Below are 22,760 nucleotides of genomic sequence, written 5' to 3' on the forward strand. Positions count from 1 at the left end.
ACGTTAGCTCCCGGTGTTTACGATGCTGTACTATCGTTTTTGATAGTAAGTAAGTATTCACCGGGAGTTTTTGTTGGATCTGCAAGACGTTGTCAACGCGAATCAGCATCGATTTAGTGAGACTGAGCGAGATATTCTTGCCTTCATGCTAGAGAACGAGGAATTCGTTGCAGAGGCAACTATTTCTTCCCTTGCTCACCGCACTTTTACGTCGACGTCCAGCATCATTCGACTGACAAAGAAACTCGATTTCTCGGGTTTTGCTGAGCTGAAATACTTCATTAAATCTTCTATCAACAAACCCACAGATTCTGCGGTTGACTTTATCCAAGCCGGTAAAGATGACATCGTGAAAACTCTGGAATTTGTCGAGTATTATAATCTCAAACCGGTGTTAGCGAAGATTCAGAACGCGCGCAGTGTCTACTGCTATGGCACCGGTTATGCCCAGCGAAATGCAGTTCAAGAATTTGCGAAATCGATGTTAGCGTGCGGCAAATTTATGCACGTTATTCCGGCACATAACGAGTTTTCCGGTAGCGTGGACGCGATGACCAGCGAGGACCTTGTGATTGTGGTGTCGCTATCGGGTAATACGGATCAGATTCGCGAGACGCTCAAAATGCTGTCACTGCGTAAAATCCCGGTCGTTGCCGTGACTGATTTTGGAATGAATTATCTGTCATCCATCGCCGTTCATAGCCTGCACTATGCGGCCACTCCAACTACTATCAATAATCAGCGTGCGCCTTACCATTCCTTTGTTGGCCTCAATATTTTGCTTGACTATTTAGTGCGTAGCTACATCGATTTTATTGACCCGAAAGATACACCATGAGGGCCCTTTTACTTTTGCTGAGCGACTCAGCTAAGCTGACTAAAATTCTGTTTTGGTACTGGTTGTTGAGCGCCGGTGCTTTCGTGCTGTTTGCGTTTACGCAGGCTAGTTCTACGAGTACATCGTTTGAGCAGACGCTTCAGCAACCTTCGATTGCCCTGTCATTTTTGATTTCGTGCATGTCTATCATTCAAGCGGTCATGCTGAAGATGGCGCATAGTGAAAATGAAAATACGGTGCGAATTTTTTCGATTTTTAGCGGTGTTCAGCAGGTGCTGGTAGGCAATATTCCTGCTGCGCTTTTATCGTATTTTCTAGCCCGGTCTTTGCATGATGCTCCGCGTGAGCCGTTCGCTCCTACCTGGCGTTGGGTACTGATCGGCGTGTGTATTCTTTTGAGTTTCTTGACATTTTTGACGCTACTTGCACGCTATAACCAGTTCTTTGGCGCATAAGAAACAGACGGGTTTATGAGAACCGGTCATTGATTGATGCTGTCAGCACGTAAAATAGTGGCGTAACACTTTGTGAGGGTGAGAAAAATTTCTAACGAATCGATGCACTTGGGGCAGACCTCTGATGCCGCTGAACAGAACGACGACGTTGAGAACACTGGTTTCAATGAGGAAAGCGCGGCAGGCCTAGAGAAATGGGCTGAGCAGATGGACCTGTATACAGGTCCTGACGCCCTGCTTGATTTTAATCAGGTGGACTATGTCCATATTGATTTCACCCATGCCAATCCTTCAGGTATCGCGCAGCTGATGATGGGACGTAAGACTCGTCTTTCAACTATTTTGCGCGATAAACAACAGCTCGAATCGGGTATGCGGGCTGCCCGAGGCTTGCGCGCTAAGATTTTTGAGCTTGAAACCGGGCACGGATTGGACGCCGGTTACTTTGTTGCTGGTACCGCGTCCTGGCTGTCGCACGATGTGCGCGAGCGAGGAATGGCGAGTGAAAAGCGCTTTATTGCGCCAATTTTGCTGGCTCCATTAGCCATTACTCCTCATGCCTCGAGTGATGATTTTGAGCTTCGTTTAGCGGGTTCAGCTAAGCTGAATCCGGCTCTAGTGCGCCAGTTGCGTAAGGAATACGGCATCGATTTAGGAACGATGGATGTTGCCGCTCTTGCCAACTCCATGTCGCGTCTTGATCCAGAGCCTGTGATTGATCGTATGCGCGCATCGACCGCATCTATACCGGGCATGATGATTGAAGCGAAGTATCTCGTCTCGACCTTCGCTGATCTGAAGGAAAGCATGGGGGAGCTACCCCATACCGCCCACACTAAGGTTGTGCGTGACTTAGCGCAACTGAAATCCGGTGTTGAGGGCTCAGGCAATATTGCCGAAGTCTCAACTACCCGTCCTCCGCTTGATGCGCGTAATCCCGAAGACGAGATGCTGGTGTTGGATGCCGACGCCGCTCAGCAAGAAATTATCGACCTCGCCTATGAGGGATATTCTCTGGCTGTCACCGCCGCACCCGGCACCGACTCTTTACGCACCGCGGTAAACCTATCCACCACGCTGATTGCACAGAACAAGTCTGTTTTGGTAGTGGGCGAGAAAAGCTCAACTCTGCGCGATTTTTCGTCCTTGCTCGCTAAAACCGGCGTGCAGGAACTTCAGTACGACCTGCTGGCTGATACCGAACCTGAAGAACAGCGTCAGCAACTGATCCGCGGTATTGTACGCAACGAAAAAGCGATTACTCCTAACTACCGCGATGTTCAAGAAGAACTGGTTGAAACCCGCAATAAACTGGCCGGCCACATTAACGCACTGAAGTTTACGGAATCACGTTGGGGATGCTCACCGTTCGATGCGATGCAGACTCTTGCAGCGCTCACCGCACAGAACCCAGCACCTGCCTCTCACGTTCGTTTTGATCGTCCAGTCATGGATGCTCTCACCGAACGAGCACAGACCACCAAAGACCTGGTGCGTTTAGGCGAGCTAGCTGCTTTCAAGAAATCCACCCGTCAGTCACCGTGGCATAATGCCAAGCTCATTAGCGAAGAAGAAAGTTCGGTTGCACACGAACTCGTTAAGAGCCTTCAAAAATCGCTGACGTCCATGAACGCAGCGATGAGCCGTATGGCCGCTGAAACCGGTATGCGCGAAGGCAACTGCCTCAACGAGTGGGAAGAACAGCTTAACCTGCTCACTCGCATCCGCGAAACGCTCAAGAGCTTTACCGGCGATATCTACGACCGGCCGGTGACCGATCTGATTGCCGCAACTGCAAGCGGTTCGTGGCGTCGAGAAAACGGCATCGACATGAGCACCATGCAGCGTTCTCGTTTGCGTAAAGCGGCTAAAGAGTACATTCGCAACGGCGTACATATCTCTAACGTGCACGAGGCTCTGACAGTCGTACAGTCCGAGCGAGAAGAATGGCTACAGTGGGCTACCAAGGGCCACAAACCCGTTCCACCAGCCAACCTTGACGAGTTGAAAAACGAACTCGAGGTACTGCGTAACGAATTTTCCGGTCTTGCGCTGGTGCTTGAAGAGAGCCCATACGGCAACGACTTCTTCAACACTCCCGTGACTCAGATTGCGGACCGTCTAACTCAGCTAGCAGAAGATGAGTACTTGCTACACACTCTGCCTGAGCGCGACCGTCTGCTAGAGCGCCTACGCCAACAGGGCTTACACGATCTCATTGAGGACTTGCACGAGCGTGAAGTTGAAGCTTCGAATGTTGCAGCCGAGCTCGAGCTCGCATGGTGGCAGACTGCACTTGAAATGATGCTGGCTTCACAAGAAATCGAGATCTTAGACGGCGATGCCCTGCGCGACCTCGAAGCAAGGTTCCGCCGCGCTGACTACCGCCACCTCGCGTCCGGAGGCGCCCGTCTGATGTCGCAGGCAGCTGCGCACTGGAAGCAGGCAATTTCAGAGAATTCTCACCAAGCCGCCTATCTGAAATCTCAGCTACGCGGCCACGAATTCAGTATGAATGCAATGCTGTGCAACGCCGCCCATATCACCACTACCCTCTACCCGCTGTGGACCACCAGCCCCTTCGCGATCTCGCGTAAGCTACCGGTTGATATGCGTTTTGATGCGGTGATTTTGCTGGATGCGGACTCCACCCCGCTTGCTGCCAACCTGCCGGCGATTACTCGCGCTGATCAGGTCATCGCAATTGGCGACCCCGTCAGCGGTGTACCCGAGCCCTTCATGGTCTCGGCTATTGCTAACCCGGCAGTTCTAGAGAACGACGAAAAACTCGATTCAACCATCGAAGTATTAGCAAAGATTTTGCCCACGCGCTCGTTGGCTGTTATCAACCGGGCTCTTGACCGTTCTGTATTCAATTACCTGAACGAGAACTTCTACAACAACCAGCTGAAGAACTACCCCTGGGGCGAAGAACTGACGGATAACGTCAGCGGCTTTAGCGTAGACCGCATTAGTTTAGAAGGACGCGTCAGCGATAACGCATCGCTAGATTCCCCTTCTTTGGAGGTTGAGCACGTGGGGTGGCGCGTTATTGAACACGCCATTAAACGACCGCAACAATCTCTTGCCGTTGTAGCAGCAAGTGTTCGACATGCACAGCGTATCGCTGATTTTGTGCGCCGTGCTCTTGCCCAGTACCCGCAAGCGGCGGACTTCTTCAAACCCGGTAAAGAACCTTTCCGCGTGGTTGATATTAGCCGTGCAGACGGTATTGAGCGCGACGTTATTATGTTCTCTCTGGGAGTGGGGCACGCCCGCCATAAAGCACCCGTGCACCAGCTCGGGCAGCTCTCTGAACCCAACGGACGCAACCGTTTTGTACTGGCCATGACACGTGCTCGCCACGAGACGCGCATTATGACGTGCCTAGAACTTGACGATATGGATCCGGCGCTCATGCAGCACGGTGCACTGGATATGTATAAGCTGCTTCAGGAATACGAACGTCAGCAGGCTGTCGATACTGAAATGCAGCTCAACGCGCAGATCACCGATAAGCTACCCGCCAACGAATTTCTGCTCAATGAAGACATTGAAGCAACCGATATGGGCGACTGGTTGCTCAACGATCTTGTGCGAAGGCTCAAAGAACGCGGAGCCACTGTGCACACCTCATATAACGGTGAAATCTCTTTGATTGCTACCGCCGACAGTGAGTCTCTCTCAGCTGGTGCTGTGCAGTCACCGCGTGCTCGTGCGACTTCCCAGAACCAGAAGACGCTTCGTCTGCCATTGGCGCTGTCTTCAGACGGTGCTGATAATTGGGCAGAGCTATCGGTACGCGAACGCACGCGTCTTCTGCCCGAGCGTTTGGGCAGAACAGGCTGGAACTACCTCACTCTGTGGACGATTGAGGTGTTCTCTGACCCCGAAGCAGTGGTAAACCGTATGAGCACCTACTTGGGAATCAGCGAGCCTGAGCATGTCTAAATCGCAGGAACAAGCACCGTCGGTGGGTTACTCGGCGACTCCTCAGAAACGACGCGGCCCGCGTCGGGCAACAGGCGGAAGCTCCATTGGCGGACCCGAACCTCAGCTTGCCGGTCTCAGCGCCCCCGTTGAACCTGAGGCACGAGCTGAGAATAACTCCCGCGATGAGTGGATGAAAGAGCAACGACCACCGCATTACGGTGGTAACTAGTAGACCAACTTAAAAAGCGGTGGACGCATCTTTTGATGCGCCCACCGCTTTGACATAACGAGTGTAACTTTTTACTTATCGTTGGAGTAAAAACCTGAGCCTTTAAAGACGACTCCCACGTTGCCGAACTTCTTACGAAGCTGATCTTCGCCGCAGCTGGGGCAAGTTTTCAGTGGTGCATCTGAGAACGACTGGTGTTCTTCAAAAGCATGTCCGCAGTTCTTACACTGGTAAGCATAAACTGGCATGGGTATTCCTTAGACGTCTGTGCTGATAATCTGCACACCATACTACCGCGAAAAATAAGACGGTTATGCCATGCTTTCTAGGAGCGTAGTCGACGAGGTCCGCTGGGCGTAAGAACAGCAGGTGTTATGAAATCATGCTTCTCGTAGGGCAGTCCGTCGAGCAAGTCTTCATCGAAAATAACGGTGTAGGTGCTTTGAAGATGTTGTTCTGTCAGCGCAGCGCAGAGCGTATCGTAAAAGCCGCCTCCCTGGCCCAGTCGATGGCCTTCGACATCGACTGCCAGGGCGGGCATGAGCCTGATATCAGCGTCCAAGAAAATCTCGGAACCATATTCTTCGCCTACCGGCTCATCAATTCCTAGAACATTGTGGACGCTCGGCGCATCCGGAACCCAACGCACCCAGGCAAGTTGTCGCGACGGTTTTACCACGGGTACAAAAATATTAATTTTGCGATTTATAAGGTTCAAAAGAATCTTTTCAATGGGCGGCTCGTGTACCAAAGGCAAAAAAGCTACTACCGCATCTCCTTCTTTTAGGAAGGAGAATAAATCCTTTGAGTTTTTCTCAAATTCTTGGGCAAGAAAAGAGCGGTAATCAGGATTAGACCGTAATTGACTGCGGCGTCTACGGATAGAAGCCCGAAGGAAAGCTTTATGGCTCTTTATACCTAGCATCATTGTTTTTCTGCGTCCTTGTCATGTATTGCAACTACAAAACATCTCTGTTTCACCCGGCACTCGTACACCGCCGGCAAGCGAATACTGCTGTAAAGGCTCGGTGGTTGCCCCGACCTCTATGAATAAAACACATCACACGTAAATCAGAGTATGAAATGAATATTTATGAATTTGTTTTGGCGTAGGGGCTGTTTAGTCTACAAGTGCGACGAAAAAGGGGGTATTTAGCGTCCGTAATTTGCTGAACATTACTTACTAATAAGCAGGTTTGCTCTATTTTATCGGCTATTGTTGACTCTATGACTGATACTAATTCACCTCGTCCTGTTACCAAGGCAGTAATTCCTGCAGCTGGTTTGGGCACCCGTTTTCTTCCTGCTACCAAGGCTACTCCCAAGGAAATGCTGCCGGTAGTTGACCGTCCTGCAATTCAGTATGTTGTTGAAGAGGCTGTTTCAGCAGGTCTGAACGACGTTCTGATGATTACTGGTCGTAACAAGCGCGCTCTTGAAGATCATTTTGACCGCGTTCCCACTCTTGAGGACTCCCTCGAAGAGCAGGGCAAAGACAAGCTTCTCAAGTCTGTTTTGGACACCAACGATATGGGCGAAATTCACTACGTTCGCCAGGGCGACCCTAAGGGTCTGGGTCACGCGGTGCTACGCGCTAAGATTCACGTTGGTAACGAGCCTTTCGCTGTGTTGCTCGGTGACGACCTCATTGACGAAAAGGATGACCTTTTGTCAGAGATGGTTCGCGTGCAGCAGAAGACCGGCGGCTCCGTTATTGCGTTGATGGAGGTTCCTGAAAGCCAGATTTCAGCATACGGCTGTGCAGCGATTGAAACGGTTGACGGTGAAGATTTCTTCAAGGTTTCTGAGCTTGTTGAAAAGCCCGCAGTTGAAGAGGCGCCTTCAAACTACGCGGTGATTGGACGCTACGTTCTCTCACCTAAGGTATTCGAGGTTCTTGAGAACACTGCGCCCGGTCGCGGCAATGAAATTCAGCTGACCGACGCACTGCAGACTCTTGCTAAGGGTAATGAGGAAGGCGACGGCGTATACGGCGTTGTCTTCAAGGGTCGTCGTTTCGATACCGGCGATAAGCTCAGCTACCTAAAGGCTAACGTTATTCTCGCTGCTGAGCGTGATGACCTCGGTTCAGAACTGCGTTCATGGATCAAGGAATTCGCATCAGAGCTCGACTAATAGCTTAATAATTTATCTAAAAGTGAGACAGAAAATATTTTCTGTCTCACTTTTTGCTTTTAATGAGTGACACTGTTGTAATTTAGATAGACTAAATTTTTGTAAGTGTGGGCTTGACGCTGTTTTTCAGTAGACTGGGGTGGATTGTATGGCTTGGGGTTGGCTGGGCGCATCTAGTTTTTTGCTGGTTATTGCCGCAGTTGTGACCTATATAGCCATGATCCGTCTCAACCGCTCGCGATTTGAACCCATTGGTGCTGAAAAGATGGCATGTGATGTTCTGGCGCAAGAGGCACGCTCGTCCGAAAGCACGGATATTGATTCATCATTCAGCAACGATGAACGTGGACCTTCTCGAAGTGGGCGTCTAGCTATTTTCGGTGCGGGTTCTCTTTCACTGGTGCTCGGTCTGCTCTTTGTGGCGGTTGCTGCTTTCACCAATGTTTCTTGGGCTGTGCCCGTGTGTTTTGTACTTGTAGGTTTTGGGTCTCTTGCCTTGCTACGTTTTTGGGCAGTGCGAGATCAACGTGCTCAGCAAGAGCGTTCAGTAGCTTATTCGGCAGGTATCCCTAGCGACCATGAATCGGGTGAAACCGTAAAACGCCAGGACGCGTCGACTCACTCTGAAAACCCGGTTTCGGATGCGCATTCGGCAGGTGCCCGCGTCGTGAAAGCAAAGCCTGTTGCTGCGTCCGTCAAGTCGCTACGATACGCTCGCACGCACCGAGATTTTGATCGCTACGAAAATAAAGCTAATGACCTTCAGCGCACAGCGACGCCCGAGCGCAAGGTCGCTACATCTTCAACGATTGACCACCGCGCCTTGCAGGTTGAAGATAACTCCTGGGCACCGGTGCAGGTACCGCGTCCGCTCTATCTAGATGCTGAAGAGCGCTTTCAACACATCGAACTGATGGAACTGCCAGAAGAGCCTTATGCTCGCTCCAAGACGCTCAAAGAAGCCGCATCGGGTAGCGTCCGCATTGACCTTGACGATGTACTGAACCGTCGACGCGCCTAAGACACATTCGTTTGCGCCCTCCCTCGCCGAGAACGGTGAGAGAGGGCGTTACGTCTTAAAGATACGACTGCTGAGAACGATGGGTATTTGTTATCTTTGAAAGTGGACAAACGCACAAATGATGCGCTGATTATGAGCCAGACTAAGGGGATATCAATGCCTGCTCATCACCTAGAAATTGAACGCAAATACGAGAGTCCCGATGGGGCAGAGCTGACTATTGATTTCTCATCGCTCAAGGGCTTCTCAATTCAGTCGCCGGTGACCGAAGAGATGGACGCCGCATACATGGATACCGCCAACCGTGACTTGTCTTCAGCGCGGGTAGCGTTGCGCCGTCGGCTGGGCGGTTACGACGAAGGCTGGCACATTAAATTCAATGGGCATAATGGCGGGCGTCACGAAGTAACTTTTGAACTGCTGAAAAACCGCGAAAAAATGCCCGCTGCCGTTGAACACATTCTGCAAGGTGTAACAGCGGGGCAACCCTTACAAGAAGTTGTCTCTCTCAAAACAACGCGTATTCGAACCGTTGTCACCGACGGGGCGCAGCATCAGATTCTTGAAATCTGTGATGACACCGTACAGGCCTTTGACTTCACCACTCAGGTAGAGCGTTCATGGCATGAGTGGGAAGTTGAACTTATTGACCCGGAACACGAGAAAGCTGATGAAGCCTTCAGCGCAGTGGATGCGATCATCACCGAAGCCGGAGCCCAAGAATCTCAGTCAATCGCTAAAATTGCCCGCGCTATGGGGCAGGATGTTGCCTTCGAACAGCGACGCGGCGCACTCACAGAAGCCCCTGAAGGCACTGCCGAAGACGACCAGCATCAGTGGCGTCCCGCTCAAACCGTCGAGTATCGTGTGCGGTCAGGCCTTGACCATCTGGTCTCCGATTTAGCAATAAGCGATCTGAAAGTCAGAGCAGAGATTGACGATGGTACCCAGCAGCTGCGCGTCAGCGCCCGCAAGCTTGCAGGTTTTATCGAACTCGCAGTGCTGCCTTTTGTGAGCGATGAGCAGGCAGAAATTGAGCTCAACGAGGTGATTACAGAACTCAGCGAGCTCGCAGCTGATACCGCTAGCGTCCGTGAGCTGGTAGCGGTGCGTCGTTTTATGGCCGGGCACAACGACTACGGTGTTATCTCGCAGTCTGCCGAAAACGAGTTAGAAGCTATGATTCAAAAAGACGAAGAGGCAAGCCATCGCGCTGTTCGCCGCCGTCTGGATTCAGCAGAATACCTCGAGCTGGTTCTTTTCTTGCGCTCGCTAGTGTTGCACGTGCAAGACCACATTGAACTGCCGCGTGAGGAAAAAGAGTTTCTGAGCGCGGTTGCGCAGCACGGACGGTCGATGCTGAAAATGCATCTGAAAGACTCAAAGGCGCTGTGGAAGGCAAAACGCGCTAACTTTATTGATGTACCCGAGTGCGAAAATACGTTGCGCATGATTGCCCTGGACGCTAAAAGTGTGGCGTACGCACTGGGCACCTGCCGTAGCGCCGGGCTTAAACTTCCTAAGAAAATCAAGCGTTTAGCTAAGCTGACGGATCAGCTGCAAGAAGGATTGATTGAGCAACGGCAGCTTCAGGAAATTCATCAGTGGCTGGATGCTGCCACCCGTAAAGTGGGGCGTGCAGGTAGCGACCGTTTAGCGGTGGGGTACTTGCTAGGTATTGCAGAGCAGAAGCGCTATACCGTTGCCTATGAGGCTCACAGCTATGTGCCCGAACAGCTACAGAAAATTAAGGACAACAAGATTAAATAAAGCGTTCGTTCTGTGTAGCACGCCTGATACTGGGGTGCTGAGAGATAGAACCTGAATAAAAGTTAGGGGCTGAATCATCTTGAGATGATCCAGCCCCTAGCATCACACACAGGAAGAAAAGTCTTCACACCAAGTTTCGGGACTTCCCACAAGCCCTGAAGTATTTGGTAATAAAAATATAACCTAATTATTGGTGCGATTTCTACCCTCTTTCTCAAAAAATTTTGAAAAACCTTCCCCAGAACTTAGGTTTGCCTTAATAAGTAACTGAACGGTGCGGAAAATCAGCGGAATTTCGGTGCTTTATGGCACAGTCGACCCGCACTTTCACTCACCCTGAGTAAACTAAAGGGCGATGAAGGAATGGATTGAGAGCTTAGACCTGTGGGCTGCCATAACTGTCTTATGGGCAGTAGGGATTCTACGAACGAGCATTATGTTTAGCTTGGGACACTTGGCCGCGGCAGGCGGTGCACGTTTTCAACGCATCCGGTCAGCTCTTGAACACCCGATTTACCGCAAAGCTCAAGCCTTCGTTAACCGCTGGGGCGCGCTGGCAGTGCCTGCCTGCTTTTTCACCGTGGGCTTTCAAACAGCGGTTATCGTCACCACAGGCTTTACTAAAATGCCACTGTCGCGATGGATTCCAGCGATGCTGGTGGGCACCTTTATCTGGGGCGTTATCTACGGAACTGTAGGCATGGCAGTTGTCTGGGCCTGGCTTGAGCGTCCTTGGATTGCAACACCGATTATTCTTATTGCTGTAATTCTTGTGACGGTACGCCATTTTTACCGCAAAAAAGCTCGGAGAACCGGCAACGTGCAAGCGCACGACACCATCTAATTCCCCTGTCTGACCGCACCATTCCCGCCTTCAGAAAGAACTTTGTATGACAGAACAAGCCGATGCAACGCGTCCTCTTTTGCACCCGAAACACGAGGAACTATTAGCCGACCCCCAAGTTTTTGAGCGCCTATCTGCCTACCGGCAACAAGAAAATCAGCTGGTGGTGGGCTTCGTTCCCGGCATGATGCCCGGTAAATGGTTTGGACGCTGGCACGAGAGATTTGGGCAGATTCGCTCGCTGGTTGAAATGCCGTTGAGCGAGAAAAACGGTCTTCGTGCTCTCGATGAGTTTGCCACGATGGTTCTTCTGCGACCGGAACATGAACCGGAATCTGCCGATAAGGATCGCTACCACCGGATTGAGCTTTACCGCGAGAAACAGGTGGTCGTGATGCCCACGGACCACGTGCTCACAGTACTTAATGAAGTGCCGGTGGCAGAGCTCGCCGAGGAATTTCTCCTGCAAGAGCCGCAGACCGCACCGGAATGGGCCGAAGCCTCAGCGGAATATCGACAGCAGAATCCACAGAAACTCCCGCAGATGCGTCATACCAAGGACGCTATTGAGCTGGTTGCCGCCGGAATCGGCCTGCTGATTGTTCCGCTGTCGGTTGCTCGCATCTATCACCGTAAAGACCTCACCCACCGTGTGGTGCCCGATGCGGCAGAAACGTCTGTGGCGCTGGTGTGGAAGCGTCAGGTGCGTGAGGATGTTGAAGAAGCCATGGTGCAGGACTTCGTGGGTATCTGCCGAGGACGCACCGCATCCTCTGATCGCGGTAGTGACAGTAAGCAGACAGCGCTAGAGAAAAAACGCAAAGAAAAAGAAATTGCCCAGCGCAAGCGTCGTGCGGCTAATGCCCGTCGTGAGCTTGCCGATAAAAAGGCTCGGAACGCGCGCAAAAACGGGAATGCGCGTCAACATGCGGCGCAAAAGGCTAAGAGCAAGTCCGGCGGTAAAAAGCGCCGCTAAAAAGATTCGGAAAAGATAGCTGTGGGATTTGGTGAAAAATGCTAAATCCCACAGCTATTTTGACAGTGCCAGGAGTAAGTTAGCCTTCGGTAGCTCCGGTATCTTGCGGTATGATGCTCGTTGCTCCAGCTTGTTGTGATGCCGTGTGATCCGGCGCTGAGCGCACAACAGACTGATTGATGAGCGGGATATGGTAGCCGTTGTTATCCAGCGCCTGCTTGAGAGCAAGACGCAGGACGCGTGCAACCGCCCACTGCTCACTCGGCGCAGTCTTGACGGAGAGGCGAATGGTGAGAGCCTCACCGCTGACCTTCTCAACGCCCCAAATTTCTGGTTCACTCACTACGTGGTCGCGAATGGCGTCTGTTGCGATTGCTTCTTTCGCGGCGTCCATAAGCACAGAATTGACGTGCTCAATATCGGCATCGTAGGGCACAGGCATATCGATGTTGGTGCGTGCCCAGCCCTGAGATGAGTTGCCCACCCGCAGGATTTCGCCGTTGCGCACGTGCCACAGTGTGCCGTTCGTGTCTCGAATTTGGGTAGTGCGCAGGCTCACTGCCTCAACTTCACCCGATGCCTCACCTACATCTACCCAGTCGCCAATGCCTAGCTGGTCTTCGGCGACAATAAAAATACCGGTCAAGTAGTCCTTAACTAGCGACTGAGCGCCAAAAGATAGCGCCACACCGACAACGCCTGCTGACGCTAGCACCGGTGCAATATTGAAGCCCAAATCAGCGATGATCATGACGATTGCAACTGCCCAAATCACAATGGACGCTACAGAACGTAGAACCGACCCCACCGTTTTAGCGCGTTGAGCCTGGCGCGCGTTTGCCGTTTTGATGTCTTGCGTCCAGCGGCCTCCATAGGATTTGCTGGATGCCGGAATAACGCGTGCACGAGTGCCACGATCAATCGAGTTGGTAATGTGTTTGATCGCGATCTGCATGAGAGCGCTTGTCACCAGCGCAAGTACTAAAATCAGCACAATTCGCAAGGGCTTATTCACCCAAAAATCAAGAGAGCTGATGGACCGCAACACTTTATCGGCTGCAAGAGTTACTGAAGACGTCATAAACGGAGATTCTGCCACAATCATAGTTACGAGACTAACCGGTTATTGCGGGCTCATTCCAACTAATTCACGGTGAATTACTAGACTCTATGGTTACTTTCAAGAATGCATCAGCGTGCGTAAAGCTTTAGTATTGAAACTATGCCGCTTTCTATGGATACACGCCCCTCTGCTTACGCCGTCATTATCGAACAAGGCAAAATTCTGCTCACTCGCTGGGTGCCTTCTGACGGTAAAACTCCTGCATGGAGTCTGCCCGGTGGCGGTATAGACCCGGGGGAGCAACCTTATGACACCGTGGTTCGTGAGGTTTTTGAAGAGACCGGGTACGACGCGGCCCCTGAGGATTTGCTCGGTGTGGATGCCGGCTACTTCGATCCCAACGCTGGCTCTGATCGCATCTTTTGTGCCCTGCGTATTGTGTATCGCGCCCATATCGAGGGTGGTACTTTGCGCCATGAAATTGGTGGCTCATCAGATCAAGCCAAATGGGTGCCTATTTCAGACCTCGACAAAATCCAAAAAGTACATCTGGTAGATGCAGCGGCAACCATGATGGGGTATGCGAATAGCACCGACTGGGCGCGTCGTTTTAGAGAACGTAAACTCGCTAAATAGCGCGGGAATTCAAGGGATATTGCAGTGAAGAAAATGCGTCGAGCGCGTGTTCTAACCGGTAGCGCACTTGCCGGTTTATTGGTGTTGAGCGGGTGTAGCCAGGCATCGCCTACCATTCCTACCGACCCCAAGGGTTCGGATCTTGGCACCATTACTATTTCTTCTGGCATCTCTTCTGAAACTGAGATCGTTGCCAATATTTATGCCCAAGCGCTTGAGCGAGCGGGGTACACGGTTGAAGTTACTGACACCGGCGATAGTCGCGATGACTACCTGACGGCAATGGAAAGCCCCCGAGATTCTTCCGGCGCTGAAGAAAGCACTGATAGTGCATCGGCATCTGACGAGACCGTGGTCAATGACCCAACCACCGTTGATATCACTCCTGACTACAGCGGTAACCTGTTGCTCAAACTCACCAACGACGGTGAAATCAGCCCCTCCGATATTGAAAAAGAGCGTCAAGAAGAAACGGAAAGCCCTACGCCGGAGCCCACTGAAACCCTGCCCGGTCTGACTCAGTCACCCACTCCCTCTCCCACAGGTAGCCCCCTCAACATCCGCGGGATGAACGGTAACGACATCATCTCAACTCTCGACCGCGTGCTACCCACCGGACTGAGCCTACTCGACGCCGCAAGCGCTGAAAACAAGGACGCCCTCGTCGTAACCCGTGTGACAGCGGCTAGATACGACATCAGCACCATCAACGATCTTGCACAATACTGCGGAAAGCTTACTTTCGGCGGCCCAGAAAGCTTTAGCACCAGAAGCTACGGTCTACCCGGCCTCGCAGAGAACTACAGTTGCAAACCCGCAAAGTTCATCGGCGAAGACTCTCAACAAAAACTCGCCGACAACCTCGCCGACGACACCGTTCAGGTAGCAGATATCTACACGAGCTCACCCGACATCGTTGACAACAAGTTCATTGTGCTCGAAGATACTCAAAACAACTTTATTGCCCAAAACATTGTGCCCGTTGTCCGAGAAAACGAGTTGCCCAGTACCGCAAAAGACACCATCAACACCGTCTCAGCGAACCTGAAAACAACCGACCTCGTTCAGCTCAATAGACTCACCACCGGTGAGCACTCTATTACGACACAAGAAGCGGCAAAATTCTGGTTAGACCACCTAACGGAGTAACCTAAATCTCATGGCAGTATATAAGCAGTCGAAAAAGCTCCAGAACGTTCTGTACGATATCCGCGGCCCGCTCCTTGAAGAAGCAGAGCGCATGGAATCCCGCGGTCAACGCATCCTCAAGCTGAATATCGGTAACCCCGCGCCCTTCGGCTTTGAAGCCCCGGACGCCATCATGATGGACATTATCCGTCACCTACCCGAAACCCAGGGGTACTCAGACTCTCGCGGTCTCTATACAGCGCGTACTGCCATCATTCAGTACTACCAGAACAAGGGAATCATGGACATCGAACCCACCGATGTCTACCTCGGCAACGGCGTCTCAGAACTTATCCCCATGACCCTGCAGGCACTGTGCGATCAGGGCGATGAAATTCTCGTGCCCATGCCCGACTACCCGCTGTGGACGGCATCCACCGCGCTCGCTGGCGGCACTCCTGTGCACTACCGTTGCGATGAAGAAAATAACTGGTTCCCGGACGTTGAAGACATCAAGTCGAAGATTACGTCTAAAACCAAGGGCATCGTTATCATCAACCCCAACAACCCCACCGGCGCAGTCTACTCCAAGGAGATTCTGCAGGAGATTATTGATGTGGCCCGCGAGTACAACCTCATTGTTTTCGCTGACGAGATTTATGAGAAAATTACCTATGATGGCGCTGAGATGGTTCACGCCGCAACAGTGTGCGACGATGACGTGCTGTGCTTGACCTTCTCAGGCCTATCTAAGGCGTATCGCGTGTGTGGCTACCGCGCAGGCTGGGTAGCTATTACCGGTCCCAAGTGGCAGGCAACCGACTACCTCGAAGGTATTCAGCTGCTCGCATCTATGCGCCTGTGCGCCAACGTACCCGCACAGCACGCTATACAGACCGCCTTGGGTGGATACCAGTCCATCAATGAGCTTCTGGTACCTGGCGGACGTCTGAAAGAACAGCGCGATTTGAGTTACAAGATGCTCAGCGAGATGGACGGCGTGACCGTTAACCAAGCTGACGGCGCGCTCTACCTGTTCCCCAAGTTAGATACTGACAAGTTCAATATCACCTCGGACGATCAGTTTGCCCTGGACCTGTTGCACGATCAGAAGATTCTCATTAGCACCGGTAGCGCTTTCAACTGGGACGCTCCCGACCACTTCAGACTGGTCTTCCTGCCCGATACGCAGACTCTGCACTCGGCACTTGAACGACTAGGAAACTTCCTGTCTGAATATAAACAGAACTAAATACTGTATCTACATCATGGGGCGAACACTCGATGCGTTCGCCCCATTTTTATATCCGAAAGCTATGAGCCGTGGTTTTCAGCGTGATTGGGCTCAGCCCTTGCCGCGGCAAGACGAGCCTGCGCACCGTCCAACCACGCTTCACAGCGGGCTGCCAAGGCCTCGCCGCGCTCCCACAACGCAATGGATTCTTCAAGAGACGACGTACTGGATTCCATGCGGGTAACAACCTGCATCAGTTCTGTACGTGCCTGCTCGTAGGTAAGTTCCTCTGCCGGGGTGCCGCCGGTGGAATCATTGAAAGTAATGTTGTTCTCGCTCATAATGTGCCTTTCCTAAAAATTAGATATTCGATTCAAAAACAGTGGTGATATTAGCCTTCGCGGAACCCTGAGCCGCACGAATCATAACCTCAGTGCCCTCAGCCAAAGCGGCGGCGTCACGTACAAGCTCGCCAGCATCCGTCTGCACCACCGCGTACCCGCGTTCAAGTGTTCGCTGCGGTGAAAGAGCGGTGACGCGCGCTCGCAACTGCATGATATTCTCGCGACCTCGCAGCACCTGAGTTTGTGCCGCCATGTGCAGGCGCGACCGCAGACGTTCGAGATCTTCTTCGCGAGCTAGTAGCGTTGAATCCGGGGTGGCCAGTACAGGGCGCGATCGAATCTGTACCAGTGCGTACCGTTCATTTTCAATGAACTGCTGCACGGAGCGTTCGATATAGGCACGTGCCTGAACGATGCGTTGTTTCTCATCAGCAACATCGGGCACGATGCGTTTACCCGCGTCCGTGGGAGTGGACGCGCGAACATCGGCAACAAGATCGAGGATGGGGTTATCTGCCTCATGTCCGATAGCTGAAACCACGGGCGTGCGAGCAGCTGCCACGGCTCGAACCATCGTTTCTTCGCTGAAGGGCAGAAGATCTTCGAGTGAGCCACCGCCACGAGCAATCACAACCACGTCAACCTCGGGGTGAGCATCTAATTCTGCAAGAGCCGCCGTTACCTCACGCACAGCGTGAACACCTTGCACAGCGACCTCTCGCACCTCAAAATTGACTGCTGGCCACCGCAAAGAGGCGTTGCGAATAACGTCCTTCATCGCATCGGAATCTCTACCGGTAATCAAACCAATGCGGTGAGGTAAGAGCGGGAGCGGTTTTTTCAGATGATCGGCAAAAAGTCCCTCTTGCGCTAGAGCCTGTTTGAGCTTCTCAATACGCTCTAACATCGAACCTGTGCCCACAGGGCGGACGTCGCGTCCTAACATCGATAAACGGCCGGTCTTAACCCAAAAATCAGGCTTAAGCTGAATGACCACACGCTGACCGCGCTCAAGATTTTCCTGCACCTTAGCCATTTCCTGGCCGAACAAGGTAACGGACACCGAGATTTCTTCATCGACATCTCGCAAGGTTAGATAGGTGACGCGGGCACGCTTATTGAGCTCAATAATCTGACCCTCAACCCAGGTCGGTGAAGAGCGGGCAATATACTCATGCAACTTGGTCGAAAGCACACGCAACGGCCACGGGTTCTCGGGCGTAGTAGAACCGGCGGTCGGCGCCAAAATACGCTGAACATCGGGTACTGGCACCTCGCCGGGAGCTGGTTCAAAAGATTGGGACATGTCTACAACCTTAAAGGCAACCCCTGACAATATAAGAGCCTTCGCAAAAATAGCGCGAAAATTCTCGCAAAAAATCAGCTCACCGCGCATCCCTAGCCTGCGCACAGAAACACCCTGTACTTTAAAAACATGCCATCACAGCAAAACCGATTCGAAGATCCGGACGCTACAGAAATCTTTTCTGCCGCGGTCGATGACCACACGCGTCCTATGAACACCACTGAACAATCCTTGCCCAAGGTAACTCCGCTCAACGACGACTACGGTGATGGCAACTGGGAGAACCCTGAAGTACCTGCCTACACACAGGACAGCGATTACGCACAACATCATCAAAGCGTTGCGGCATACTCTGCGCCGGTAGCTCAGCCAGTCAAGCCGAGTCCTCAGGCTTTTTATCCTGCGCATCATCAGGTGTCTCATAACTATGCCGAGCAACTTCACAGTTATATACGCAACGAAGAAGTACAAGAAGTAGCGGCTTACTCGCCTGAAAGAAGGACGCGCCGCGCTCCCATTCTTGCCAAGACGCGTCGTGCCCTGTGCATAATATTGGCCCCATTTTTCTTACTGTCTGGTGTAGCCAGCGCACTGGCCTACTGGACACAGCAGACTATCATCGATCCGCAAGGTTTCAGCCAGATTAGCTCGTCGATGGCTCACAACGCTGATTTTCAAAGTTCACTGGCGAACTCTGTGGCAGATGACGTCATGAACTCATCGAGCGTTCAGAGCGTGCTAGGCGATGGTAACTCAACGGCCTGGTACGGTAGCGCGCAGAACTGGTTGCACGATCAAGTGAATACGACCGTTCATGATTCAGCTCAAGCTGTGGTGACGAACGACAACTATCCGCAGACCTGGGAAACCGTCATGAACGATACCCATAACTACTTATTTAACGGCGAAGTAAAACCTGCAGCGCTTGATCTGAACTACCTGTATGACCAGGTGGATCAGACTATCGGGCAACCGCTTGGCATCGATATCAATGCTGACGCCGATCAAAAATTGGTTCTGCTGGATGGATCGGACGGCGGGTACCCCATTAACTCGTTTGCTCAGCGTCTGACAAACTTTGCAGCAAGTTGGAAAATACTGACAGGAATTACAGCGGCTCTTGGGCTGGCGATGTTTGCTCTGTGGCCGAAAAATCGCTTCTTGTTCACCGCGATTGTTGGATTTATCGGCGCTGCTATCCTCTGGATTTTTTCGATGCTCGCATCCGGCGCGACATGGGGATTGGGGTCACTGAACATACCCACCAACACCGGTAAAACATTCATGAACCAGCTGGTGCAAACCCTCTCAGGCTCAGTTGCCGAATTCGCCAAAATGCTGGCTACTAACGTCGCTCTTGTTTCAGCGGTATGCCTGCTTCTTGCCATTGCAATAAGCGTTGTATCTTACGGTGTCAGAGCCACCACATCGGCACGCACCCGCTAAAAATTCCTATTAGGATAGAGACTATGTCTGCACTTTCAGTCGAAAACAATTCTGTTTCTCTCGGTCTGCCCCATGTACCGCGCGTCCGTCGTACTCGCGAAGAAGTTGAGGTGGCAGCCCCTGTACTCGGTGAGAAGAAGGTTCTTCTTGCTGCCCCTCGCGGTTACTGCGCTGGCGTTGACCGCGCGGTGATTGCAGTTGAAAAGGCTTTGGAACACTACGGCGCTCCTGTGTACGTGCGCAAGCAGATTGTGCACAACCGCCACGTGGTTGAGACATTAGAGGCGCAGGGCGCAATTTTTGTGGACGATGTTGATGAGGTTCCCGAGGGCTCAGTCACCGTGTTCTCAGCGCACGGTGTCTCACCCGCTGTGGTGAACTCGGCTGCTGAACGCCAGCTCAACACTATTGACGCGACCTGCCCGCTGGTGAATAAGGTTCACCGCGAAGCTGTGCGTTTTGCAAAGCAGGACTACGACATTCTGCTGATTGGTCACACCGGTCACGAAGAAGTTGAAGGCACCGCTGGTGAGGCTCCCGAACACATCCAGATTGTGAATTCACCTGATGAAGTTGACCAGGTAACAGTACGCGATCCTGAGAAGGTTGTGTGGCTGTCGCAGACCACTTTGTCTGTCGATGAGACCCTTGAAACCGTTGAGCGTCTTAAAGAGCGTTTTCCCTCGTTGCAGAACCCGCCGTCAGACGACATCTGCTACGCGACCTCAAACCGTCAGGGCGCTATCAAGGAGATCGCTCCCAACGCCGATTTGGTGATTGTTGTGGGATCCACCAACTCATCAAACTCAGTGCGTTTGAAAGAGGTCGCCCTGGAGTACGGTGCAAAGCAGGCATACCTGGTCGACTTCGCCCACGAGGTAGATGAGGCATGGTTTGAAGGCGTAGCAACGGTTGGTGTAACTTCCGGCGCCTCTGTGCCCGATGTTCTCGTGCAGGACGTGTTGCGTCTGCTGTCAGATTACGGGTACTCAAGCGTTGAAGAAGTTGAGACCGCTAAAGAAGACATTCTCTTCTCCCTGCCTAAGGAACTGCGGTCTGCGCTAAAGGGTACTGAAGCCGAAGGACGCCAGCTAGGCGGACGCGGCTCGAAGCCAACTCGCTAGGCTTTCGCCTGAGCGTAAGAGGTACCGTAGGTTCAAGGTTGAACCTACGGTACCTCATTTATTTGTAGAGAAATTATGCACACATTGACCACAGCATTCAGGAACACCACATGCCCTACCTCTTTTTGACGCTAGCCATCGGCGCAGAACTTCTAGCAACGTCCCTGCTGAAAACCACTGAGGGTTTTACCCGTTTGCTACCGACGCTAGGTTGCTTGACACTTTACGCTGTATCGTTCTTCGGCCTTGCCCAGGCAGTCAAGGTAATCCCCGTGGGCGTAGCGTACGCGATGTGGTCCGGGCTGGGCACTGCAGCGATTGTCGCGATAGGTGTAGCCTTTTTGGGCGAGCCGCTGAGCCTTGTAAAGGTTGTAGGCGTGGCGCTCATTATCGCCGGCGTCGTCATCATCAACCTCGGCGGGGGAGCGCACGAAGCCGTCGGCCCCATGACCGGTGTTATCGATATTATCGACATACCCGAGCATGAGGTTTAGGCGCGGGGCATAACAGATAAAAAGTCTGAGCTGAGCCCGATGTGACGCCGAAACCTATAGCCACCCGTTCTGCTCAGCCTTGCGCGCCGCATCAAAGCGGTTCTCAGCGTCGAGTTTTGCGATAGCGTTCGAGAGATGATTGCGAACAGTTCCTTGAGACAGGTGGAGCCGTTTGGCTATCAGCAAAACAGATGCGCCCTCTTTAGAAGACACCAGAACTTCGCGCTCGCGTGTGCTCAACGGTGACGCACCGACCGAAAAACTCTCAGCAGCTAGAGCCGGGTCAACCACTCGTAGACCAGAATGCACTTTACGAATAGTCTCCGCTAACTGAGAAGCCGGAGTATCTTTAACGATAAATCCGCTGGCACCAGCTTCTAAGGCGCGTGAAAGATAACCGGGGCGTCCAAAAGTTGTGACAATGAGAGGCCGAACATCGAATTTGTGTGCCTTCAGCTGTGTCGCAACTTCAATTCCCGAAAGTCCGGGCATCTCAATATCAAGCAACACGACATCAGGCTTAGTCTCCTGAACGAGTGGCATCACTTCGTCACCACGTCCACAAGAACCTACAAGCTCTATATCCGGTTGCAAAGAGAGCAAAGTACCCAGAGCCTCGCGAATAAGTTGCTGATCATCTGCAATCAGAATTTTGATGGTATTCACTGTATAGTTCCTGTCTTAACAAGGGGGCTAGTATCGCCGTTCATGGTGACCAATATGCGAGTCATATGAGTGGTCGATAAGAAGAAGTCGCCTCCTGCTTCTTGCACTCTATCTCGAAGACCAATCAGCCCATTACCCGGCGCGAACTGTGTGTCCAACCCGTCGTCTACAATTTCTATTCGCTCGGGGTCTATTGCCACCCAACAATTATTAGCGTGTGAATGGCGTATCACGTTGGTGATAGCTTCTCGCAAAACCCAGCTAAAGAGCGTGGCATTATTACCGGGTACTTTCGCCTGATCATTAGAGGGCAGATGAGCTGTTATAAAAGCGGTATTAAGTGCTCGTTCCGCTGCTTCAAGTTCCCCAGCGAAATCTGGTTTTTTCATACGAGTCACGGTGGCTCGTACTTCTGCAAGTGCAGTTCGAGACAGCTCGGCGATCTGTTGCATCTCCTCGACCGCCCTGTCAGGTTGCGAAGAAGCGAGTGCTGATGCTAATTCAGCTTTGAGATTGATAACAGTCAACGAGTGTCCCAAAATATCATGGACGTCGCGAGCAATTTGTTCTGCTTGTTTTGACTGAGCTAGTTCAGCGTCTTTAGCGCGACGAACCTCACCAATACGCATCAGTTGAGCAACGATTAAGACAAAACCTGCGCCAATGACAAAACCGTAACCGCCGTTATCCCAAACCTCTGGGGCGAAAAAGTACATCACAAGGTAGCTAATAATAGTGATGCCGCTACCAACCTTGATGCCCACTGCTGGAACGGTAAAAGCCCACAGAGAAACGAAGTAGGTGGAGAGAAATAGAATCCAAGGGCCTAGAGCTAGAAAAAGCCCCAAGGTTGGTAAGAGTAATAAACCACTCCAGGATAGTGTTCGTACTAAAACTGATGGAGCAACAACCAGTTTATTTGCGCCAAAAGCAAGAATGTAAATAGCACAAAAAACAATGATGCTTGCTGTGCCACCATACGTTTGAACTGGAGTATATCCAGAGTCTGCCCACAAATACTGCAGAGGGTATCCCAAAAAGATAAGCCATATACCTGCGTTTACTGCTACAGCCTTATCAAAGGTACGAAGTGCTGAGGTGTTCATGGGAGGCTCTA

At 51.9% G+C, this 22,760-nt stretch carries 22 protein-coding genes; 15 read left to right on the forward strand and 7 right to left on the reverse strand.

Annotated features, from left to right (window positions below):
• Window positions 1–73: 73 nt before the first annotated feature.
• The 4 genes from IDM49_RS03595 (at window position 74) to IDM49_RS03610 (ending at window position 5,455) form a co-directional block, all read left to right on the forward strand.
• A complete protein-coding gene (locus IDM49_RS03595; protein ID WP_190725046.1) occupies window positions 74–838 on the forward strand; it encodes a MurR/RpiR family transcriptional regulator in 765 nt (254 codons plus the stop codon).
• On the forward strand, window positions 835–1,293 hold the full coding sequence (locus IDM49_RS03600; protein WP_168614948.1) for a cell shape determination protein CcmA: 459 nt from the start codon (window positions 835–837) through the stop codon (window positions 1,291–1,293). Before IDM49_RS03595 ends, IDM49_RS03600 begins: the two co-directional genes overlap by 4 nt.
• A 108-nt stretch (window positions 1,294–1,401) precedes the next feature.
• Complete coding sequence (locus tag IDM49_RS03605; RefSeq protein ID WP_193836674.1) at window positions 1,402–5,244, forward strand: DEAD/DEAH box helicase; 3,843 nt, start codon at window positions 1,402–1,404, stop codon at window positions 5,242–5,244.
• The gene (locus IDM49_RS03610; RefSeq protein WP_190725048.1) at window positions 5,237–5,455 is read left to right on the forward strand and encodes a hypothetical protein; all 219 of its coding nucleotides are present in this window, start codon (window positions 5,237–5,239) and stop codon (window positions 5,453–5,455) included. The genes IDM49_RS03605 and IDM49_RS03610 overlap by 8 nt, the downstream gene beginning before the upstream one ends.
• Window positions 5,456–5,526: 71 nt before the next feature.
• Here IDM49_RS03610 and IDM49_RS03615 read toward each other — a convergent pair whose 3' ends face one another.
• Window positions 5,527–5,703 (reverse strand): FmdB family zinc ribbon protein, encoded by a 177-nt coding sequence (locus IDM49_RS03615; RefSeq protein ID WP_168614950.1) that lies wholly within the window; start codon window positions 5,701–5,703, stop codon window positions 5,527–5,529.
• A 77-nt stretch (window positions 5,704–5,780) separates the two neighbouring features.
• Window positions 5,781–6,383, reverse strand: a complete 603-nt coding sequence (locus IDM49_RS03620; protein ID WP_190725049.1) for a 5-formyltetrahydrofolate cyclo-ligase — start codon at window positions 6,381–6,383, stop codon at window positions 5,781–5,783.
• A 299-nt stretch (window positions 6,384–6,682) separates the two neighbouring features.
• Here IDM49_RS03620 and galU point away from each other — a divergent pair, with 299 nt between their 5' ends.
• From galU to IDM49_RS03645, 5 genes are all read left to right on the forward strand, one after another.
• Window positions 6,683–7,591: a UTP--glucose-1-phosphate uridylyltransferase GalU gene (gene galU, locus IDM49_RS03625; RefSeq protein ID WP_168614952.1), complete on the forward strand. Its 909-nt coding sequence runs from the start codon at window positions 6,683–6,685 to the stop codon at window positions 7,589–7,591.
• A gap of 148 nt (window positions 7,592–7,739) precedes the next feature.
• Window positions 7,740–8,612 (forward strand): hypothetical protein, encoded by an 873-nt coding sequence (locus IDM49_RS03630; RefSeq protein WP_190725050.1) that lies wholly within the window; start codon window positions 7,740–7,742, stop codon window positions 8,610–8,612.
• A gap of 156 nt (window positions 8,613–8,768) precedes the next feature.
• On the forward strand, window positions 8,769–10,382 hold the full coding sequence (locus IDM49_RS03635; protein WP_190725051.1) for a CYTH and CHAD domain-containing protein: 1,614 nt from the start codon (window positions 8,769–8,771) through the stop codon (window positions 10,380–10,382).
• Between the two features lie 355 nt (window positions 10,383–10,737).
• Entirely contained in the window at window positions 10,738–11,226 is a 489-nt protein-coding gene (locus IDM49_RS03640; protein WP_190725052.1) for a DedA family protein, read from the forward strand.
• Between the two features lie 46 nt (window positions 11,227–11,272).
• A complete protein-coding gene (locus IDM49_RS03645; protein ID WP_190725053.1) occupies window positions 11,273–12,202 on the forward strand; it encodes a LysR substrate-binding domain-containing protein in 930 nt (309 codons plus the stop codon).
• A 79-nt stretch (window positions 12,203–12,281) separates the two neighbouring features.
• Here the strand turns inward: IDM49_RS03645 and IDM49_RS03650 are convergent, their stop codons facing one another.
• Window positions 12,282–13,283 carry a mechanosensitive ion channel family protein gene (locus tag IDM49_RS03650; RefSeq protein ID WP_228008174.1) on the reverse strand — a complete coding sequence of 334 codons (1,002 nt, stop codon included), beginning with the start codon at window positions 13,281–13,283 and terminating at the stop codon, window positions 12,282–12,284.
• 153 nt (window positions 13,284–13,436) lie between these two features.
• Between IDM49_RS03650 and IDM49_RS03655 the strand changes: the two genes are divergently transcribed.
• From IDM49_RS03655 to IDM49_RS03665, 3 genes are read left to right on the forward strand one after another with little or no spacing between them, the layout of a single operon-like run.
• The gene (locus IDM49_RS03655; protein WP_228008175.1) at window positions 13,437–13,901 is read left to right on the forward strand and encodes an NUDIX hydrolase; all 465 of its coding nucleotides are present in this window, start codon (window positions 13,437–13,439) and stop codon (window positions 13,899–13,901) included.
• Between the two features lie 33 nt (window positions 13,902–13,934).
• Window positions 13,935–15,050, forward strand: a complete 1,116-nt coding sequence (locus tag IDM49_RS03660; protein WP_228008229.1) for an ABC transporter substrate-binding protein — start codon at window positions 13,935–13,937, stop codon at window positions 15,048–15,050.
• 10 nt (window positions 15,051–15,060) lie between these two features.
• Window positions 15,061–16,281 carry a pyridoxal phosphate-dependent aminotransferase gene (locus tag IDM49_RS03665; protein ID WP_168614959.1) on the forward strand — a complete coding sequence of 407 codons (1,221 nt, stop codon included), beginning with the start codon at window positions 15,061–15,063 and terminating at the stop codon, window positions 16,279–16,281.
• Between the two features lie 62 nt (window positions 16,282–16,343).
• Here the strand turns inward: IDM49_RS03665 and IDM49_RS03670 are convergent, their stop codons facing one another.
• Together IDM49_RS03670 and xseA are read right to left on the reverse strand one after the other, a co-directional pair.
• Complete coding sequence (locus IDM49_RS03670) at window positions 16,344–16,604, reverse strand: exodeoxyribonuclease VII small subunit (protein WP_168614960.1); 261 nt, start codon at window positions 16,602–16,604, stop codon at window positions 16,344–16,346.
• 19 nt (window positions 16,605–16,623) lie between these two features.
• A complete protein-coding gene (gene xseA, locus IDM49_RS03675; RefSeq protein WP_190725055.1) occupies window positions 16,624–17,913 on the reverse strand; it encodes an exodeoxyribonuclease VII large subunit in 1,290 nt (429 codons plus the stop codon).
• Window positions 17,914–18,042: 129 nt separating this feature from the next.
• Between xseA and IDM49_RS03680 the strand changes: the two genes are divergently transcribed.
• The 3 genes from IDM49_RS03680 to IDM49_RS03690 all read left to right on the forward strand — a co-directional run bounded on the left by IDM49_RS03680 (window position 18,043) and on the right by IDM49_RS03690 (window position 20,977).
• Window positions 18,043–19,359, forward strand: coding sequence for a hypothetical protein (locus IDM49_RS03680; RefSeq protein ID WP_190725056.1), 1,317 nt, complete (start codon window positions 18,043–18,045; stop codon window positions 19,357–19,359).
• A gap of 23 nt (window positions 19,360–19,382) precedes the next feature.
• Window positions 19,383–20,483: a 4-hydroxy-3-methylbut-2-enyl diphosphate reductase gene (locus IDM49_RS03685; protein ID WP_168614963.1), complete on the forward strand. Its 1,101-nt coding sequence runs from the start codon at window positions 19,383–19,385 to the stop codon at window positions 20,481–20,483.
• 110 nt (window positions 20,484–20,593) lie between these two features.
• On the forward strand, window positions 20,594–20,977 hold the full coding sequence (locus tag IDM49_RS03690; RefSeq protein WP_168614964.1) for a DMT family transporter: 384 nt from the start codon (window positions 20,594–20,596) through the stop codon (window positions 20,975–20,977).
• Window positions 20,978–21,031: 54 nt separating this feature from the next.
• Here IDM49_RS03690 and IDM49_RS03695 read toward each other — a convergent pair whose 3' ends face one another.
• Both IDM49_RS03695 and IDM49_RS03700 read right to left on the reverse strand, forming a co-directional pair.
• Entirely contained in the window at window positions 21,032–21,643 is a 612-nt protein-coding gene (locus tag IDM49_RS03695) for a response regulator transcription factor (RefSeq protein WP_190725057.1), read from the reverse strand.
• Window positions 21,640–22,749, reverse strand: a complete 1,110-nt coding sequence (locus IDM49_RS03700; protein ID WP_190725058.1) for a sensor histidine kinase — start codon at window positions 22,747–22,749, stop codon at window positions 21,640–21,642. Before IDM49_RS03700 ends, IDM49_RS03695 begins: the two co-directional genes overlap by 4 nt.
• Window positions 22,750–22,760: the final 11 nt, after the last annotated feature.

Source organism: Rothia terrae (genome assembly GCF_014705925.2).
GTDB lineage: Bacteria > Actinomycetota > Actinomycetes > Actinomycetales > Micrococcaceae > Rothia > Rothia terrae.

Excerpts from the sequence above, each read along its gene's own strand:
- IDM49_RS03600 (WP_168614948.1), top strand. The coding sequence starts at position 835 with ATGAGGGCCCTTTTACTTTTGCTGAGCGACTCAGCTAAGCTGACTAAA.
- IDM49_RS03610 (WP_190725048.1), top strand. The coding sequence starts at position 5,237 with ATGTCTAAATCGCAGGAACAAGCACCGTCGGTGGGTTACTCGGCGACT.
- IDM49_RS03615 (WP_168614950.1), bottom strand. The coding sequence starts at position 5,703 with ATGCCAGTTTATGCTTACCAGTGTAAGAACTGCGGACATGCTTTTGAA.
- IDM49_RS03620 (WP_190725049.1), bottom strand. The coding sequence starts at position 6,383 with ATGATGCTAGGTATAAAGAGCCATAAAGCTTTCCTTCGGGCTTCTATC.
- galU (WP_168614952.1), top strand. The coding sequence starts at position 6,683 with ATGACTGATACTAATTCACCTCGTCCTGTTACCAAGGCAGTAATTCCT.
- IDM49_RS03630 (WP_190725050.1), top strand. The coding sequence starts at position 7,740 with ATGGCTTGGGGTTGGCTGGGCGCATCTAGTTTTTTGCTGGTTATTGCC.
- IDM49_RS03635 (WP_190725051.1), top strand. The coding sequence starts at position 8,769 with ATGCCTGCTCATCACCTAGAAATTGAACGCAAATACGAGAGTCCCGAT.
- IDM49_RS03640 (WP_190725052.1), top strand. The coding sequence starts at position 10,738 with ATGAAGGAATGGATTGAGAGCTTAGACCTGTGGGCTGCCATAACTGTC.
- IDM49_RS03645 (WP_190725053.1), top strand. The coding sequence starts at position 11,273 with ATGACAGAACAAGCCGATGCAACGCGTCCTCTTTTGCACCCGAAACAC.
- IDM49_RS03650 (WP_228008174.1), bottom strand. The coding sequence starts at position 13,283 with ATGACGTCTTCAGTAACTCTTGCAGCCGATAAAGTGTTGCGGTCCATC.
- IDM49_RS03655 (WP_228008175.1), top strand. The coding sequence starts at position 13,437 with ATGGATACACGCCCCTCTGCTTACGCCGTCATTATCGAACAAGGCAAA.
- IDM49_RS03660 (WP_228008229.1), top strand. The coding sequence starts at position 13,935 with ATGCGTCGAGCGCGTGTTCTAACCGGTAGCGCACTTGCCGGTTTATTG.
- IDM49_RS03665 (WP_168614959.1), top strand. The coding sequence starts at position 15,061 with ATGGCAGTATATAAGCAGTCGAAAAAGCTCCAGAACGTTCTGTACGAT.
- IDM49_RS03670 (WP_168614960.1), bottom strand. The coding sequence starts at position 16,604 with ATGAGCGAGAACAACATTACTTTCAATGATTCCACCGGCGGCACCCCG.
- xseA (WP_190725055.1), bottom strand. The coding sequence starts at position 17,913 with ATGTCCCAATCTTTTGAACCAGCTCCCGGCGAGGTGCCAGTACCCGAT.
- IDM49_RS03680 (WP_190725056.1), top strand. The coding sequence starts at position 18,043 with ATGCCATCACAGCAAAACCGATTCGAAGATCCGGACGCTACAGAAATC.
- IDM49_RS03685 (WP_168614963.1), top strand. The coding sequence starts at position 19,383 with ATGTCTGCACTTTCAGTCGAAAACAATTCTGTTTCTCTCGGTCTGCCC.
- IDM49_RS03690 (WP_168614964.1), top strand. The coding sequence starts at position 20,594 with ATGCCCTACCTCTTTTTGACGCTAGCCATCGGCGCAGAACTTCTAGCA.
- IDM49_RS03700 (WP_190725058.1), bottom strand. The coding sequence starts at position 22,749 with ATGAACACCTCAGCACTTCGTACCTTTGATAAGGCTGTAGCAGTAAAC.